The organism is Bacteroidales bacterium (assembly GCA_035342335.1).
In the GTDB taxonomy this organism is placed as follows: Bacteria; Bacteroidota; Bacteroidia; order Bacteroidales; family JAGONC01; genus JAGONC01.
This window is the reverse complement of sequence record DAOQWY010000022.1, coordinates 1-16,182: the sequence shown is the minus strand read 5'-3', so window position 1 is coordinate 16,182 and position 16,182 is coordinate 1. Positions and strand designations below refer to the sequence as shown.

Sequence of the window (16,182 nt, the reverse complement as noted above, 5' to 3'; positions counted from 1 at the left end):
AGGATCAGGCGCAATTTATCTTAAACCTCTCCAGACGAAACCAATAACTATTTAATACCTACTTTTGTACTCCCCTTATTGTTATTCTTAATCAAACGCTTATGAATCCATTTGTTTTTGACCTTTCAGGAAATTCGAACCATCAAAGGATGCCTGTTCTGACAGATAAAAATGCAATGAAAATGAGGTCAGGGATGGTTATTTTACATAGTGGTGAAGAAGTTGGTACGCATAATACCAATGACAAGGAAGAACTGATCATTGTGTTGGAAGGCAAAGCCACAGTTGAAATTGACAAACAGGTATTTGCGGAGGTTCAATCAGGAGCAGGGGTCTATATTCCATCCCGTACATCACATAATGTGTCCAACAGGGCAGATTCGAAATTGCGATATATTTATATTGTTTCCTGAGAATTGATCCGTCGGTAGGGAGCAGTGGACAGAAGCCATCTTGTAACAGAACAATCGAACAATTATGCATAAAACCTGTTCACTATGAAAGCATCCATTTATTCCCTCTTCGTTATCTTTTTCATTCTCTCCAATCCATCCGCGATGAATGGCCAATCCTTCCGGATTGAATCACCCGGAAAAGACATCCACATACTGATTGAAACAAAAGACAGCGTTTCCGTCAAGGTCTTTTACAAAAACGATTATTTAATGGAGGTATCAGGCATTTCGATGAAAATCAGGGAGAAGGGGATTATCGGGGTGGGTGCTGCCGTTGATACCCAGGTGACCAGAAGCGTGGATACGATCTTTGTTCCGGTGGTAAAACAAAAGAGCGAACGCATACCCGACCGGCATAATGAACTGGAAATCCTGTTCAAGGGCGAATATTCACTGGTTTTCAGGGTTTATGACCAAGGTTTTGCCTATCGGTTCTCCACCCGTTTACGGGGAGATATTATCGTGGAGAATGAAGAGTGCACGATGAAATTTCCGGATAATTCCCATATTTATTTCCCGGAGGAGGAAAGCTTTTTTTCACACAACGAACGGGCCTACCTTTATCTACCGCTGGACAGCATTGTTCCGGGCCGTTTCTGCAGTTTGCCGGCCCTGGCCGAGTCACCCGGCGGCACGAAGATCTTGCTGACGGAGTCATCGCTGGAGGACTATCCCGGTATGTGGCTCACCGGGCAGGGCGATCATACCATCCGGTCTCTCTTCCCGGCCTATCCTAAAAAAGAAGAACAGACACGGGACCGGGATGTAAAAGTGACCGACCGGTATGACTACATTGCCCGGACTTCCGGTTTCCGTGAATTTCCATGGCGGATCATGGTTGTCGCCGGAAACGACGGTGACCTGATCACCAGCCAGCTTCCCTGGCTTCTGTCATCTCCCTGCCGGATCAAGGACCCGTCGTGGATCCGGTCAGGCAAGGTGGCCTGGGACTGGTGGAACGCAAACAATATCTATGGTGTTGATTTCAAAAGCGGGATCAACACGCAAACGTACAAATACTATATCGATTTTGCCTCTGCTTACGGGATTGAATATGTGATTCTGGACGAGGGCTGGTACAGACTGGGAAACCTGCTGGATATCAGCCCTGAAATCACTATCCAGGAGATCGTTGACTACGGTAAGGTGAAAAATGTCGGGATCATCCTGTGGGTGATCTGGAAAACGCTGGACGACCAGCTGCAGGAAGCCCTTGATCAGTTTGCTCTCTGGGGAGTGAAAGGGATCAAGGTGGATTTCATGCAGCGGGATGATCAGCCGATGGTGGAATATTACTGGAAGATCGCCCGCGAGGCTGCCAGCCGGCACCTGCTGGTCGACTTCCACGGTGCCTGCAAGCCGTCAGGGCTGAACCGGACCTGGCCGAACGTGCTGACCAGCGAAGGCGTCAGGGGACTGGAATGGAACAAATGGAGCGATGTGATCACACCCGAGCATGATGTCACCCTGCCTTTTATCCGGATGGCGGCCGGGCCGATGGATTTCACTCCCGGGGCCATGCTCCATGCGCAGCAGGCACAGTTCCATGCCGTCTTCGACCGCCCGATGAGCCAGGGAACCCGCTGCCACCAGCTGGCCATGTATGTCGTGTACGAAAGCCCGCTGCAGATGCTTGCCGACAGCCCGTCAAACTATCTGAAAGAGAAACAATGCATGGAATTCCTCTCGGAGGTGCCTTCCGTATGGGATGAAACGATCGTACTGGATGCAAAAGTGGGTGATTATGTGGTCGTTGCACGGAGAAGCGGGACAAAATGGTTCCTGGGAGGGATGAATGACTGGTCACCGCGTGAACTCACCGTCGATCTGTCGTTCCTGCCCATGGGCAACTATGCCTATGATCTTTACGTGGATGGGATGAACAGCGACCGGTTTGCGGGCGATTATGCAAAGACCTCCGGCAGGATCATCTCCGGTGAAAAGCTGGCCATACGCATGGCAGCGGGCGGAGGCATGGCAGCAGTGCTGGCTCCTGTGGGTGACTGAGCTGAGAGCTCAGGCTGGATGAAATAAAACTCCTTACATTTGTGGAATTATAAAGGTTACGTGATGGTACCCCGTGGATTTTCGATGGTTGAAGCTGCTTTTTTTCATCTTTCAGGACTAAACGAGCCGACAACAGCCGTACCCTACATTGTCGTGGAAAGCTTTCCCACCCTGGGCATGCTGGCTGCATTGCGCTTTTTGGAATGGGCCTCCCTGAATCCGGAGGGAGTGATCAGTCTTCCCACCGGTAAAACGCCGGAATATTTCATTTACTGGACAGATCATTTTCTTAAGCACTGGAATGATCCAAAAGTCAAAAAGATACGGGAGCGATATGGTCTTACTGTTTCCCGCAGACCTGATCTCAGAGGGCTGCATTTTGTTCAGATCGACGAGTTTTACCCCATTGCTCCGGACCAGCACAACAGTTTCTATCATTATGTCAATGAATTTTACATTGAAAAATTCAATCTTGACCGCACAAAGGCTTTGCTGATCAATGCCGACGAGATCCCCCTGGCCAATGGAATGCATTACAGCCGGGTATTTCCGGACAATGTCATTGATAACACTCTGCGTTACAGGGAATGCTCCACCCGGGCTGATCTGATCCAGCGGGAGTCCATTTTCCTGATCGATGACTGGTGCACCCGGTACGAGAAGAAGATTCGTGAACTGGGCGGGATCGGCTTTTTCCTGGGGGGGATCGGTCCCGACGGGCATATTGCCTTCAATATAAGGGGATCCGATCATCATTCCACCACACGGCTCACGGCCACCAACTTCGAAACACAGGCGGTGGCTGCGGGTGATCTGGGAGGGATTGAAATCTCGGGACACCGGATGGTGATCACCATCGGTCTGGAAACGATCACCTACAATCAGAACGCTACCGCGATCATTTTTGCAGCCGGAGAATCCAAGGCAGGGGTCATACAAGCATCGCTCGAGAGCGGCCCCACGAATGTCTATCCTGCCACAGTGCTGCAAAAGCTTCCCGGGAGCCGGTTTTACCTGACCCAGGGTGCTGCTTCACGGTTGTCGGATTCCGTTGCACGATATTATGCAATGGGAACCTGGAACCAGGAAAAGACAGACCGGGCGGTGATCGATCTCTGCAAAAAAATTGACAAATACGGCCACCATATTCTGTTGGAGGATCTGCAAAATGATCCGGCCTGTAGCAGGATCCCGGACCTGGATCTTCAATCTGTCCATTCTGTGGGTGAAAACATCACCAGGAAGTTGTTGAAAGGTGTAGAGCAGGAGTTTCATCAGACCTTCCTGCATACCGGTCCCCATCACGATGACATCATGCTGGGCTTACTTCCTCACATTGCCCACCAGCTGCGGTCGGCCACGAATAAATCTCATTTTGCCATTCTGACATCAGGTTTTACAGCCATCACCAATGCCTTCATCCGTGATGCGCTTGCCGAAACGCTTATGTTCCTGGAAAAGGGCCTGGTTCAGATGATTCAGTATCCGGACTTTTTTAAGCGGGGGTATCTTTACAAATGGGATAAGGATGTTTATCATTTTCTGGACAACGTGGCCTCAATGGATCCTTTTGAGCGGCGGCGCGGCTTGGCCCACAGGATCATCCGTGCCATTGTTCAGATCTGGCAGGTTAACCAGGCTGAAGAATTATCGCAGCAGATCCGGTCCATCCTGTCACGCCTTCAAACCAGTTACGACGGGGAAAAGAATCCCCCGGACATTCAGACATTGAAAGGAATGATCCGGGAGTTTGAAGAGGAGCTGGTATGGGCTCATTTTGGTGTTCAGGTAAAACATATCCATCATCTTCGTCTTGGATTCTACACCGGGGATATTTTCACCCAACAACCGGATCAGGAAAGGGACGTCCGGCCGCTGCTGGATCTGATCCTCTCCGTTCAGCCAACGGTGATCAGTGTGGCATTGGATCCCGAGGGCAGCGGCCCCGACACCCATTACAAGGTACTTCAGACCCTGGCGGAAGCTCTCAGGGAATGGAGCAAGGGGGCAGACCTCAGCCGTTTGCGCATCTGGGGGTACCGGAACGTCTGGTACCGGTTCCATCCTGCCGAAGCCAGCATCATTATTCCCGTTTCTTTGAACTCGCTTGCCACAACCCGGGAGGCATTCCGGAATTGTTATGTGAGCCAGGTCAATGCCTCGTTTCCAAGCTATGAATACAACGGTCCTTTTTCTGAGCTGGCACAGAAGATATGGGTGGAACAGCTCAAGGAAATTCAGCTGTTACTTGGCAAGAATTTCTTTTATGAGAATGAGCATCCCAGGATACGCGCAGCACATGGCCTGATCTATTTCAAGGAGATGAACCTGACCGAATTTCTCAAACAGGCCAGGGAGCTTGCGGAGGTGATGGAAAGGAGAGGAGAGAGGAGAGAGGAGAAAGGAGAGAGGAGAGAGGAGAGAGGAGAAAGGAGAAATGAGAAATGAGAAATGACGACTGCTGACAGTTGACAGTTGACTGCTGACTGCTGACTGTCTATTTCCTCCCCCCCGGCTCCGTATGCTTTATGAGATAATCCAGCAGCAGGGTGTAAAGGTGCCGTGACGTGTTCTCCCCTTCCCAGATTCCGTGCGACCGGTTGGGATAGGGCATCACCTGGAACAGTTTGTTGTATTTTACCAGTTCGTTGATCAGCTGTTCCGTATTCTGGTAATGGACATTGTCATCTCCTGTTCCATGAACGATCAACAGGTTCCCTTCCAGGTTCTTCGCATAGGTGACCGGTGAACCTTCGGTGTAGTCGTCCAGGTTTTCGGGGATCAAACCCATGTATCGTTCCTGGTAGATGTTGTCGTACAGCAGCTGATTGGCAACGGGTGCCACAGCCATACCCGTCTGGTAGATACCGGGGTAACGGAACATCAGGTTAAGCGTCATAGATCCGCCGCCGCTCCAGCCCCATACCGCTATCCTTTCCGGATCGACAAATTTCCATTTGGTAATTTCCTTTGTTGCCAACGCCTGATCCCTGGAATTGATGACCCCGATTTTCCGGTAAATGGATTTTCGCCATTCACGGCCCTTTGGACAGGGCGTGCCCCTGTTATCCATAGTCATGACGATATAGCCCTTCTGCGCAATGAGAATGTTCCACAGCAGATCATAATCCCAGGCATCCAGCGCTGTCTGGCCCCAGGGTTCGCCATAGACGTTAAAGAGGACCGGATACTTGCGTTTCGGATTGAAATCAGGCGGTTTCATCATCCATCCATCCATTTCGACGCCATCAGAGGTCTTAACCTTGAAAAATTCCCTGGGTTGTTTTTTTATTTCTGCCATTGTTTCCCTGAAGTGCTGATTATCAGCAATGACCCGGAGAACCTTGTGATCAGGAAGGGATATCATCGTGGTTACAGGGGGAGTGTTTGCACTGGAAAACGTATGGTAGGCAAAATGCGTATTGGGCGACATATTGTAACTATGCGTACCTGGCATATTTTCGGGCGAGAGGAGCTCAGGTTTCTTTTTCCCGTCGAGCAGGGTGCGGTACAGATACCGCTGGGTAGCATTCTCCGGTGATGCAATGAAGTAGAGGTATTCTTCTTCGGGATCGATCCCTTTGATGGAAATGACGTCATAATCACCTTTGGTGATCAGGATTGGCTTGCCTTTTTTCAGATCAATGCGGTAAGCGTGGCGCCATCCGTCCCGTTCACTGATAAAGAGAAATTCCATGCCATCGCTGATCCAGCGCCAGTCATCCACCACATCCAGCCATGCGTCGTCCTGATCGGTGAAGATATTCTCTGCCTCTCCATTGGTGCTGTTACAAAGCCAGAGCTTGTTGGTGTTTTGTTTCCTGTTCAATTGCTGGACAAGGATCTGCCCTGTCGCTTCGGTCCACATCATCCTGGGGAGATAATGTTCCTGCTGATCACCCTGGATATCCAGCCAGGTAACCTTTCCGCCGTCGGCAGGGATGACGCCGATGCGGCATTTTGACGGTGGTTCACCGACCTTGGGATACTGGACCGGAATGGTGTACGGATACAGGGAGTCCGTATTGTTGATCAGGTAAAAAGTCTTGATTCCTGAAGCATCCAGCTGCCAGAATGCGATGCGCGTTCCGTCGGGACTCCAGGAAAATCCGTCACGACAGGAAAACTCCTCTTCATACACCCAGTCGAACGTGCCGTTGATCAGGGTTTCCGAACCGTCATAGGTCAGCTTAGTGATCCGGTGGCTGGTCAGGTCTTCCGTATAGAGGTTGTTTTTGGAAACATACGCCACTTTTGAACCGTCGGGTGAAAATTTGGCAAACATCAGCGAGGATTCGGGCAACCCCTGGCCGAGCTGATAAAGATATCCGGTTTTGACATCTAACAGCCAGTAATCCCCACGGGTGTTGGAGCGCCAAACTCTTTGGGTATTCGTGAATAAAAGCAGCTTTTCACGATCATTGGACCAGGACAGGTCATCAAATGACAGGGGATTTTCTTCACCCTCTGGAATGAATTTGTCAGCACCGACCATAATGCTCTTTTCACCGGACAGGCTTTCATATCGAACGATGTTCCTTCCAAACTTCACTGTCTCTGACCTCTCGAATGTAGTATAGGCATTTCCGTCTTCGATCCAGCGGATGGGCATGACCCGGTCCATCATGAATTCCATTGAATTGAAGATACGATCAATGGAGAGAAGTGACGGATCTTCCTGCTTCTCCTGTCCCGTCACGGGAATCCGGAAAAGAAACAGGAAGCCGAGAAAGAAAATGACCGCACAAAGGTTTTTGTTAACTGCTTTCATGGTAATATTGGAATTAAGTGTTGCACCGGATATATCGTTTTCAAAAGTACATTTTTCCTGTTAATTGCAGGGTGAGTGTTTCTTTATTGAGATCTACCCCGCCCGGCACAAGCTCAGAAACCCTGTGGTTCCCGAAGCCGTACGAAATAATTTTCATCTGCCAGGGAATAATCCGGATATTTTAGTATTACTTTTGCCTGTCATTTTAAAACCATGAACAGGCAAAAATTTGCGGTCATCGGGATTGGTCAGTTTGGGGGAGCGATTGCCCGGTCGTTATCCAAGAGTGGTGCAGAAGTGATGGCCATTGATATTCAGGTTGACCTGGTCGAGATGATTGCCGATGAAGTGGCCTATGCGGTAGCCCTGGACGCGACCGATAAGAAGGCACTGCTTTCTCAGGATATCAAGGATTACAATACGGTCGTTGTCGCCATCGGTGGTAATTTCGAGCAGGAACTTCTGTGTATCGTCACGCTCATGGATTTAGGCATCAAAAGGATCATTGCCCGGGCCAGGGGAGCCGCTCAGAACCGCATCCTTATGCAATTGGGTATCAAGGAGATATTTTCTCCGGAAGATGAGGTGGGGATTATCGTAGCCGAACGGCTGTTAAATCCCAACCTGGTATCCTACCTGCAGTTACCGGACGATTACCGGATCGCCGAGCTGATTGCTCCCAAACGTTGTGTGGGCCGGACCCTTGATGACATTGACCTGCGTGACCGTTACCGTCTGAGCCTGGTAACGATAAAAAAAGAAACCATCGTCAAAGTGGATGATGAACCGGTGGTCGAACAACATATCGCCGGAGTGCCTGATTCCAGGACAGTTATTGATGAAAAAGACTTTCTGGTGGTATTTGGTAAAAACAAGGATATCGACCGGTTCATTGAGATCAATGACTGATAGCGTCTCTTCTATCCATTTTACCCATGAACAAAGCCTTCATTAACAGGATCAGGGAACGGATCAATTTACGCCTGTTTACTCATAAAACTCTGGTCCTGCGTAGCTTAAGGATTGCTTCCTTACTGGTATCGCTTGTAACCCTTGCCAGTATCCTCTATTATTACGGCTATCCGAAGACCAGCGAGGCCACGTCCATTGTCAGTACCATCATTACCATCAGCATTGGCTTTTACATTTTTAAATTTCTTACGCATATTTTTTATGATTTTCATCCAGGCCGTTATATCAGGGAGAATCTGACCGAAGCGCTGATCCTGCTGTTCATTCTGCTCATTGCGCTGTTATACCAGATCTTTAACATTCCCATCATCAATTTTGTAAGCAAAAGCCTTGGTTTTGACATACGGCCCTATGCTCTTTTATTTGTCCAGCTCTACTTCTTCATTATTGTCGGACTTGAAACTGGCAAGGCAAGTCACAAACTCCGGCTGTTTGAGCTGGGGCCGTCAACCCTGATGACCCTCTCCTTCATCATTTTGATTTCTGCCGGCACGGTTTTATTATTGCTTCCGGAAATGACCCATTCAGGCATCCGGTTCCTTGATGCCCTGTTTACATCGACAAGCGCCAGTTGTGTCACCGGCCTCACGGTCGTCAATACAGCGAACCATTTTACTCTGAAGGGCCAGATCGTCATCATGATCCTGTTTCAGCTGGGAGGTATCAACATTGTTTCCTTTGCAACGTTCTTTGCCTCGTTTTACCGGTCCGACAGCGTCAGGTACCAGTCCATCATGAAGGATTTCCTGAGCACGGACCGACTTTCCGACACACGTATCCTGTTGCGGAGGATCGTATTTTTCAGCCTCATCATTGAAATTGCAGGCACGATCCTGATTTTTCTGACCTGGAACGATCAGGTGGCATTCACCGGGTCTGCACAACAGGTATACTTCTCTTTGTTTCACAGTATCTCCGCATTTAACAATGCAGGTTTCTCCCTTTTCCCGGGGGGCCTGACCGAGCAGTGGGTGGCACAGTCGTACAGCCTGCATATGTGCATCGCCTTGTTGATATTCCTGGGAGGAATAGGTTTTGTCACACTGGAGGAATTCTATGAGCTGTTGACTCACTGGAAGAAGCTTATTCATCCCTGGAAGAATCTCTCGGTTGCGTCGCGTCTGGTTTTAATGACATCCTTGTCCCTCATTCTGGCAGGAGCATTGGTTTTTATTTATGCGCACTGGGATCTTACCCTTTCCGGCATGGATGTCAGGGATCTTGCCGTGACCAGTATCTTTCACTCGGTCAGTGCCCGGACAGCAGGGTTCAATACGGTCGACGTGGCTACATTTGCCCAGCCCGTGCTGATCTTCTTTATCTTCCTCATGTATGTGGGGGGATCACCCGGAGGTACGAGTGGGGGCATCAAAACCACCACGTTGGCCATTATTATCAAATCTGCTTTTGCCACCATTCGCGGTAAGCGTAATGTAGAGGCATATCATCATACCATTGCGTTTTCACTGATCGACAAGGCCTATACCATCGCGCTGTTTGCCTTGTTCCTGATCTTCTTCTCCGTTTTTCTTTTGTCGTTCACCGAACCCGATGTCCGGTTTATGCACCTGGTGTTTGAAGAAGTGTCAGCCTTTGCGACCGTCGGGCTTTCAACGGGCATAACCCCTCTGCTGTCGGATGCCGGTAAAACAATCATCCTCATCAGTATGTTCATCGGAAGGATCGGCCCACTGACACTGGCCCTGTTCCTGAGCCGTCCCATCATCTCCACACATTACCGATACCCGGAGATCAGGGTGATGGTGGGGTAGCTGAGGGGAGAGGGGAGAGAGGAGAGAGGAGAGGGGAGAGAGGAGAAATACCTATTTTTGATATTTCCAGTTGCGGGATTTTCCTTCTGTTAGCCATTCCAGAGCTGTGGCGATCCTTTTACTCCGTGTCGCTTCTGTTTTTGCGTCCCTGATCCATTCTGCATATTCCTTTTTATTGGAGCGGGAGAACCGGTTGAAAGTTTCAAGTGCTTTCGGATGGTGGTCCAGCTCATTTTGAAAATCTTCCGGGATCAGCAGGTCTTTCGGTGTATTTACCGGTTCCTTCTTTGCCAGGCGGACTCCTTTTTCGATCAGGATCATGGCTTCCCTGAGGTATCCTTTCAGGATATCATCAGGGGGTAAATCTTCCAGGCACGTTATCCTTCCCAGGTTTCCCATGGCCAGCCGGCCGGTGCCTGTGGTGAGGATGCCGTGCGGATCCTTCATCTGTGACGCCAGCCAGATCGTGAAAGCACAGTGCTGTTTGAATGAGGCCATGCTGCACAGAATGGCACCCCGGTAATCAAAATGCGGAAAACTCCATTTCATGGTCTCCCTGACCTCCGGGCAGGCATCATGAATGATGGATCGCAGATGTGTCATGACCGGAATTGCAAAGTCGGCTGACTTAATGATGTATGTGTCGATCCGGTTATCCTTTGTTGCCATGGCTGTATGTACTTTATGGATGAATGCTGCAGTCAATCCAAAATTATAACATTTCTGCCATTTGAATATATGGTAAACTTGTGTATTTTCGTTTTTCCGATATATCAAAATTAACTACAAATGACTACAAATGACTATAAATGACCATGAATAACAATATTTAATCCCCAATAACCATGAAGAACAAAAATATACTCCCTGTCGCTCTGTTGATCCTTTCCGCCTGTTCAAATCCCCGTCCGGAAAAAGGATCAGATAACTTCCCTCTCCTTGAAGGTATCTATCTCGGGCAGGAACTTCCGGGAGACACCGTTAAGATCTTTGCTCCGGGCATCATCAGCACCGGGATGGAAGAAAGAGATGTGGCATTTGTATTCGACGGAAGGGAATTGTTTTTCACACGGGTCATTGATTCCATTTACACGATCCTTCACACGGAAGAGACTGATGGCCGATGGACTGAGCCTGAAGTTGCCTCTTTTTCAGGTAAATATGATGATGCCGAACCCATTTTTTCCACACGGGGCAGAGGACTGTATTTTATCTCCAATCGTCCATCAGAAGGCAAACCGTATGCTAAGAAAGATTTCGACATATGGTACACGTACAAGACAATGGAAGGCTGGATGGAGCCGCAACCTATCGGGGATCCCATCAATACGGAACAAACGGAGTTTTTCCCTTCTGTGACCAACGACGGTGCACTGTACTTCGGAAGATATGATGCCCAGGGTGACCGATGTGACCTGTACAGAAGCACGAGAGCGGATGGTAAGTTCAACAAACCTGAAAAATTACCCGAAATCATAAACGGTCCTGAATACCCGTTCAATGCCTGCATCTCCCCTGATGAGCGTTACCTGGTCTTTTGCGCCATAAGGAGCGATTCATCTTTCGGGCAAAGCGATTACTATATCAGTTTCCGTGACGAGGATGACAACTGGAGCCAGCCTGTCAACCCTGGACCGGAGATCAATACCTCCGGTAATGAATATTCACCGCACATCACTCCCGGCGGCAAGTATTTCTTTTTTGCCACCAATGGCAATCCGCGTCAGATCAACGATCCTGCTGCGCTGATAGATCCCCGCCTCCAGGCTTCAGCTTTCTCAGCCGGATCTCTACCGGGGACAGGTTTACCGGTAAACGGGAGTTTGGATATTTACTGGATTGAGACGCACGCCCTTTTAAAAAGGCTGAGAAGGTAAGAAAAGAAAGCTGCCTGATCAGGAAAATATTATCCGGCTCTGAAAAGCACTATCTTTGCGCCCACTTTTAAGGACCCCAATGAAATCTGCCTATACAATAGGACTTCTCCTGCTGTCGAATACATTTATGACCCTGGCATGGTACGGCCATCTGAAATTCAAGGACATGAAAGGATTCAGCACGCTTCCGTTGCTGGCCGTAATTCTTATCAGCTGGGGAATAGCCCTGTTTGAATACTTTTTTCAGGTACCAGCCAACCGTTTCGGATACAAAGGAAATGGCGGACCATTTACCCTGGTGGAGTTAAAGGTCATTCAGGAGGTGATCACCCTGGTGGTATTCATGCTTTTCACGCTGATGGTCTTTCGGAACGAGACCTTCCGCATCAATCATCTCATTGGATTTGTTTTTTTAATCCTTGCAGTTTATTTTGTCTTTAAAAAATAACTGTACTCCACTTCTGTACATCAATAAGAACGGATCATGCCATTGAACAATCTCAGAAATATTGGAATTGCTGCCCATATTGACGCTGGCAAGACCACGGTCACTGAAAGGATTCTGTTTTATACGGGAACGACCCGTAAAATGGGAGAAGTTCACAACGGCCAGGCGACCATGGATTTCATGAAGCAGGAGCAGGAACGAGGCATAACGATTGCCTCGGCTGCCATCACCTGCAACTGGAAGGGATCCCAGATCAATTTGATCGATACACCTGGTCATGTTGATTTTACTATCGAAGTGGAGCGATCGCTGCGGGTCATCGACGGACTGGTGGCCGTGTTTTGCGCGGTCAGCGGCGTGGAACCGCAGAGTGAAACGGTTTGGCATCAGGCCGACCGTTACAAGGTCCCCCGCATCGCGTTCATCAATAAAATGGACCGGTCCGGGGCAGATTTTGACGAGGCGGTATCCATGATGAACCGGCACCTCGATGCCAACGCCATACCTTTTCAATTGCCCATGGGCAAGGAAGAAGACTTTACCGGAATCATCGATGTGGTGGAGCAAAAGGCGATCATCTTCAACGGAACCGAGTGCACAGTCACCGGCATACCTGATGCATACAGGGTGAAAGCGGCTGAAGCCAAATCTTATCTGATCGAAAAAATCGCTGAGTTTGATGACAGGATCATGGAATTATTCCTTGAAGACCAAGAGGTTCCAGTTGAACAGATCAAAAAAGTGACACGCCAGGCCACGCTCACGATGATGGTGACCCCTGTCTTCTGTGGAGCCGCCTATAGGAACAAAGGTGTCCCCCAGCTGCTTGATGCCATTGTAGACTATCTTCCTTCACCGCTGGATATCGGAGCGGTCGTGGGTCTCGATACCAAAGATCCGGATAAATCCCATACCCGTTACCCTTCTGTAAAATCACCTTTTACTGCGCTGGCATTCAAGCTGATCCATGATCCGTTTGTGGGCCAGCAGACCTTCATCCGGATTTATTCGGGACATCTAAAAAGTGGAATGGCTGTTTTGAATTCGACCCGGGACAAGCAGGAACGAATCGGGCGCATCCTCCGCATCCATGCCAAGGACAGGGAGGAGATCAGCGAGGCAGGTCCCGGAGAGATCGTGGCGTTGATCGGAATGAAGTTCACCAGGACAGGGGATACCCTTTGCGACACGCAGTATCCGCTGCACCTGGAATCCATACAGGTGCCTCCTTCCGTGCTGGAACTGAAGATCACACCTGCAAAGCGGGCTGACCAGGGAAAACTGGGAGAGGCACTGAACAAGCTGGCTGCGGAAGATCCTTCCTTTCATATCAGGTTTAATGAAGAAACAGAAGAATCCGTGATCGCAGGAATGGGGGAACTGCATCTTGAGATCATTGTCGACAGGCTCCTCTACGAACATAAAGTAGAGGTGAATGTGGGAGAGCCTTCTGTGGCTTACCGTGAGACCATTACGATGGAGACGGAGTCAGAGTACCGCCATGTCAAACAAACCGGAGGAAAAGGTCAGTTCGCCCAAATACTTTTCCGTCTGGAACCCAATGAAGGTTGCGGTTATGAGTTTGTTGACAAGATCAAGGGAGGCGCCATACCGCTTGAATTCATTCCATCTGTGGATAAAGGAATCCGGAAAACAATGGCGGATGGTATTTTGACAGGATTTCCCATCGTGGATATCAAAATTGTTTTACTCGACGGAAAGTACCACCCGGTTGATTCATCCGATCTGGCCTTTCAGACCTGTGCTTCCATTTGTTTCAAGCGTGGATTTATGAAAGCCAGTCCCATTGTGATGGAACCGGTCATGAAAGTGGAGATCAACACCCCTGATGAGCATATCGGAGAAATCGTCGGGAACCTGAACCGCCGCAGGGGAAAGATTGAGTCGATGCGAAGGTTCAGGAAGGGATCCCAGAAACTGGTGAGCATTGTTCCGCTGAGTGAAATGTTTGGTTATGCCAATCAACTCAGGAACATAACCAGCGGCCGGGCGAATTTCTCCATGGATTTTTACCGGTATATGCCGGTTTCGAAGGCGCTGCAGGAGGAGATCATTAAGAAACTGAGTGAGAAACAAGATGGTCATTCGTAGTCATTCATAGTCATTTGCCCGGCCTGACGGCCTCGCGTTATTTATGGTTCTTTATGGTTATTTATGGTTATGTGTGGTTATTTATGGTGATTTATGGTTATTTTTGATTTTCAAATTCCTTAAAGTCACATAGTGACGACAGTACGGTAGGCAAATGGTGTATATTTCAACCAAGGTTTGCAAAACCAGCGATATTGGGGTGAAAGGCAACCTGTTCGGTGGCACGATGCTGTCGTGGCTGGATGAGGCCGGCGCATCGCTGGCCAGTTATATATGTTCTACCCCCAATATGATCACCCTGAAAATGGATGAAGTGACCTTTAAGAAACCCGTCAAAATGGGTCACCACATCCGGATCTACGGTGAGGTCAAGCGCATTGGTACCACCTCCATAACCCTGCTCGTGGAGGCTCGACGCTATGATTTCCCTTCCCGCGGGGAAGAGACCGTCTGCTCAACGTATATCACGTTTGTCAAGATTGACGATGCAGGGAAGGCAGTCCCCATTGAGGCATCGGTGAAAGAAATGATCACCAGGGAATACCTTTTGTAAATTAGAATCGATCTAAATAATATTCTGCATTAAAAATCAGCCTGAACCGTCTTAATTTTGCAATCCATCGTTCAGCCATGAATTCACGTTTGTTCTATAGCACCCTTTATCATAACAACGGCAAGGGATTGTATGCCTGCTGGATGTGCTAAATGAATTCCTTTCCTTTTTTTGAAAGAGTCCCTGTTTTATTTAGTATTCAGTATTTTACATTTGAAATTTATTGGTGAAAGGTATTATATTCGATATCAAGCATTTTTCCATCCATGACGGGCCGGGCATACGAACGACCGTCTTTTTCAAAGGATGTCCGCTGCGGTGCTGGTGGTGCCACAATCCGGAGAGCCAGGCAAAACACGAAGAAGTGGTTATCAGGGAGCGGTCACTGGATGGAAGGGCTTACAGGACGGAAGAAGTGTCGGGCCGATGGGTGGAAGCCAGTGAGGTAATGAGGGAGATCGAAAAGGATGGCATCTATTATGACCAGTCAGGCGGAGGGATCACTTTCTCAGGAGGGGAGCCATTGATGCAGCCGGAATTTCTCCTGGAACTTCTCCGGCTGGCAAAGGAGAGGGGATACCACACCGCACTTGACACCTGCGGACATGTTTCTGAAACAGTTCTCGAGCAGGTGATGAACCATGTTGACCTTTTTTTATATGACCTGAAACTTGTTGATTCTGAGGATCATCTGAAATACACCGGCGTGACGAACGAAAAGGTATTGAAGAATCTGATGTTTCTTTCGGAAATGGGTAAAAAGGTCGACATCCGAATACCGGTCATTCCGGGAATAACCGATACGCAAAAAAACGTTGTCGCCCTGCGTGACCTGCTCCTAGAGCTGAACGGGCTGGAACAGATCGACCTTCTGCCCTATCACCTGATTGCAAAGAGCAAATATCAAAGGTTTAAGATGAATTATAAGCTGGAGGAATTACAGGAACCCTCGATGGAGAAACTCAACGAGTTGAAGAAGATTTTTGAGGGCATTGGAATGAAGGTGACGATAGGGGGGTGAGCAGCCTCAAGGTCTTCAGGTAGGCAGTAGCCAGTAGGCAGTAGCCGGTAGCCGGTAGCCGGTAGGCAGTAGCCAGTAACCGGTAGCCGGTAGGCAGTAGCCAGTTGACAGTAGTCAGTAGGTAGTTGTCAATAAACAAAATGACAACGAATGACAACGAATGACAACGAATGACAACGAATGACAACGAATGA

The 16,182-nt window shown here is 48.9% G+C and carries 12 protein-coding genes; 10 read left to right on the top strand and 2 right to left on the bottom strand.

Annotation, left to right across the window (positions count from 1 at the left end; all coding sequences use genetic code 11):
* Positions 1 to 101: 101 nt before the first annotated feature.
* From PKI34_10655 to PKI34_10645, 3 genes are all read left to right on the top strand, one after another.
* Entirely contained in the window at positions 102 to 413 is a 312-nt protein-coding gene (locus tag PKI34_10655) for a cupin domain-containing protein (protein HNS18269.1), read from the top strand.
* Positions 414 to 497: 84 nt separating this feature from the next.
* The gene (locus PKI34_10650) at positions 498 to 2,462 is read left to right on the top strand and encodes a glycoside hydrolase family 97 protein (GenBank protein ID HNS18268.1); all 1,965 of its coding nucleotides are present in this window, start codon (positions 498 to 500) and stop codon (positions 2,460 to 2,462) included.
* Positions 2,463 to 2,501: 39 nt separating this feature from the next.
* Positions 2,502 to 4,910: a hypothetical protein gene (locus PKI34_10645; GenBank protein ID HNS18267.1), complete on the top strand. Its 2,409-nt coding sequence runs from the start codon at positions 2,502 to 2,504 to the stop codon at positions 4,908 to 4,910.
* A 49-nt stretch (positions 4,911 to 4,959) separates the two neighbouring features.
* Here PKI34_10645 and PKI34_10640 read toward each other — a convergent pair whose 3' ends face one another.
* Positions 4,960 to 7,233, bottom strand: a complete 2,274-nt coding sequence (locus PKI34_10640; protein ID HNS18266.1) for a S9 family peptidase — start codon at positions 7,231 to 7,233, stop codon at positions 4,960 to 4,962.
* A gap of 213 nt (positions 7,234 to 7,446) precedes the next feature.
* Between PKI34_10640 and PKI34_10635 the strand changes: the two genes are divergently transcribed.
* Together PKI34_10635 and PKI34_10630 are read left to right on the top strand one after the other, a co-directional pair.
* The gene (locus tag PKI34_10635) at positions 7,447 to 8,142 is read left to right on the top strand and encodes a TrkA family potassium uptake protein (GenBank protein HNS18265.1); all 696 of its coding nucleotides are present in this window, start codon (positions 7,447 to 7,449) and stop codon (positions 8,140 to 8,142) included.
* Between the two features lie 26 nt (positions 8,143 to 8,168).
* Positions 8,169 to 9,977, top strand: coding sequence for a potassium transporter TrkG (locus PKI34_10630; protein HNS18264.1), 1,809 nt, complete (start codon positions 8,169 to 8,171; stop codon positions 9,975 to 9,977).
* A 51-nt stretch (positions 9,978 to 10,028) separates the two neighbouring features.
* Here the strand turns inward: PKI34_10630 and PKI34_10625 are convergent, their stop codons facing one another.
* Complete coding sequence (locus tag PKI34_10625; protein ID HNS18263.1) at positions 10,029 to 10,646, bottom strand: YdeI/OmpD-associated family protein; 618 nt, start codon at positions 10,644 to 10,646, stop codon at positions 10,029 to 10,031.
* 176 nt (positions 10,647 to 10,822) lie between these two features.
* On the opposite strand from PKI34_10625, the gene PKI34_10620 reads away from it, so the two are divergent.
* The 5 genes from PKI34_10620 (at position 10,823) to PKI34_10600 (ending at position 15,988) form a co-directional block, all read left to right on the top strand.
* The gene (locus PKI34_10620) at positions 10,823 to 11,854 is read left to right on the top strand and encodes a hypothetical protein (GenBank protein ID HNS18262.1); all 1,032 of its coding nucleotides are present in this window, start codon (positions 10,823 to 10,825) and stop codon (positions 11,852 to 11,854) included.
* Between the two features lie 79 nt (positions 11,855 to 11,933).
* Complete coding sequence (locus PKI34_10615) at positions 11,934 to 12,302, top strand: DMT family protein (GenBank protein HNS18261.1); 369 nt, start codon at positions 11,934 to 11,936, stop codon at positions 12,300 to 12,302.
* Positions 12,303 to 12,338: 36 nt separating this feature from the next.
* Positions 12,339 to 14,414, top strand: a complete 2,076-nt coding sequence (gene fusA, locus PKI34_10610) for an elongation factor G (GenBank protein HNS18260.1) — start codon at positions 12,339 to 12,341, stop codon at positions 14,412 to 14,414.
* Positions 14,415 to 14,568: 154 nt separating this feature from the next.
* Positions 14,569 to 14,967, top strand: coding sequence for a hotdog domain-containing protein (locus PKI34_10605; GenBank protein ID HNS18259.1), 399 nt, complete (start codon positions 14,569 to 14,571; stop codon positions 14,965 to 14,967).
* A 226-nt stretch (positions 14,968 to 15,193) separates the two neighbouring features.
* Positions 15,194 to 15,988 (top strand): glycyl-radical enzyme activating protein, encoded by a 795-nt coding sequence (locus PKI34_10600; protein HNS18258.1) that lies wholly within the window; start codon positions 15,194 to 15,196, stop codon positions 15,986 to 15,988.
* The last annotated feature ends 194 nt before the right edge of the window (positions 15,989 to 16,182 follow it).